2 protein-coding genes are annotated in these 1,856 nt (G+C 73.4%); both read right to left on the reverse strand.

The features are described from left to right. Window positions 1-136: 136 nt before the first annotated feature. On the reverse strand, window positions 137-742 hold the full coding sequence (locus ACFXA3_RS41985) for a TetR/AcrR family transcriptional regulator (protein ID WP_385196690.1): 606 nt from the start codon (window positions 740-742) through the stop codon (window positions 137-139). A 77-nt stretch (window positions 743-819) separates the two neighbouring features. Then, the coding region (locus tag ACFXA3_RS41990; RefSeq protein ID WP_385196692.1) for a class I adenylate-forming enzyme family protein at window positions 820-1,856 on the reverse strand (1,037 nt) is incomplete at its 5' end.

Below are 1,856 nucleotides of genomic sequence, written 5' to 3' on the forward strand. Positions count from 1 at the left end.
CGCCGGGCTCAGGCGCCCCCCTCGGGGGCGCCGGGCCCCCCCGCGACCCCAGCCCGGGCCGACCCCCGGGCCCCCCCCCGCCCCCCCCCCGCGGGGGCGCCAGGGGGGCGGGCCGTCGTACGGGCGCGGTCCGCGGCTACGGGCGCAGTGCGCGCAGCAGCAGGTCGGCCAGGTGGTCGGCGACCTCCCGGGGCGTGAGCGGGCCGTCCGTCCGGTACCAGGTGGACAGGTGGTGGACGGAGCCGAAGTGGTAGTCCACCACCAGGTCCGCGGGCGTGGCGGTGGAGAACACCCCGGTGCGCTGGCCTTCCTCGACCAGCGCCCGGAAGCGCTCGTGGTAGCGCCGGCGCTCTGCCCGCACCTGCTTGAACTTCTCCGGGCTGAGCTGGTGCATCGACCGGAAGAAGATCGCCGCGTCGTCGAGGTTCTCGATGGTGGTGACCACCACGTCGGCGGCCGCGGCGCGCAGCCGCTCCTCGACGGGGGCGTCGGATTCGGCCACCGCGTCCAGGCGCTGCTGCTGGAGGCGCAGCATCCGCGCGTACACCTCGTGCAGCAGGTCGTCCTTGGATCCGAAGTAGTGGTAGAGCGCCCCCTTGGTGACCCCGGCCGCCTCGACGATCTCCTGTACGGAGGTGCGGTCGTAGCCGCGCTCGGCGAACAGCCGGGTGGCGACGGCCAGCAGCCGCTGCGGCACCGGGGCCTCGTGCGTGCCTTCGGGCTCCGTGCTCCTGGCAGCCATGGCGCTGACCTTCCCTTCCCTGTTCTCTGGTCCGTCCGACCAGTGGTACGAGCAGCTGTACGACCGTACGGCTGTTTTCAGCCGCGGTCGCGCAGTTCCCGTCGCAGGATCTTGCCACTCGTCGTCTTCGGCAGAACAGGCAGGATCTCCACTTGGCGCGGGTATTTGTACGCGGCGATGCGGGCGGCGCAGTACGCGGAGAGTTCCTCCGGTGCGGCCGAGGTGCCGGGGCGCAGGCTCACGTACGCCTTCACGCTCTCGCCGCGGTACGGGTCGGGCACCCCGACCACGGCCGCCTCCCGTACGGCGGGGTGGCCGTAGAGCACGTCCTCGACCTCGCGCGGCCAGACCTTGAACCCGGAGGCGTTGATCATGTCCTTCTTGCGGTCGACGACGTACAGCCAGCCGTCCGCGCCCATGAAACCGACGTCGCCGGTGCGCAGTTCGCCGTCCGGGAAGGCCTTGGCGGTGTCGGCGGGCAGCCCCCAGTAGCCGGGGACGACCTGGGGCCCGCGGACGGCTATCTCGCCGGTCTCGCCGAAGGGCACCTCGGCGCCGCGCTCGTCCAGGATCCGTACGACGGTGTCGGCGCCGGGCAGTCCCACGGACAGCGTGCCGGAGGCGGGGTCCACCGGGGCTTCGAGGTGCGCGGGCACGGAGGCGCAGGGCGCGGTGCACTCGGTGAGGCCGTAGCCGTTGCGCAGGTAGAAGCCGAAGGCGGCGCGGAGGCGTTCGACGAGGGCGGGCGGGAGGGGGGCGCCGCCGGAGGAGATCACCCGGAACGAGGCGAAGTGGTCCCGGGTGACGTCGGGGTGGGCGGCCAGGGCCATGAAGGCGGTGGCCGGGCCGACGGTGTAGGCGGGGCGGTGCTCCAGGAAGGCGTCGAGGACGACGCCGGCGTCGAAGCGGTGCGCGAGGACGAGGGTGCCCGCGTTGACGAGGCAGGCGCCGAGCTCGCAGACCATGCCGGTGATGTGGAAGAGCGGTGCGAGGGCGAAGTACGTGGCGCCCTCGGGGAGCGGGTGCCCGGTGACCTGCCGGACGGCGTTGTGGGTGAGCGCGCCGTGCGGGTTCATGGCGCCCTTGGGGGTGCCGCTGGTGCCGGAGGTGTAGC

Origin of the sequence: Streptomyces sp. NPDC059456 (assembly GCF_042750055.1) — a bacterium.
Lineage (GTDB): Bacteria > Actinomycetota > Actinomycetes > Streptomycetales > Streptomycetaceae > Streptomyces.

What these genes read in the sequence shown, in the direction of transcription:
- ACFXA3_RS41985 (WP_385196690.1), bottom strand. Translation starts at nt 742, where the DNA reads ATGGCTGCCAGGAGCACGGAGCCCGAAGGCACGCACGAGGCCCCGGTG.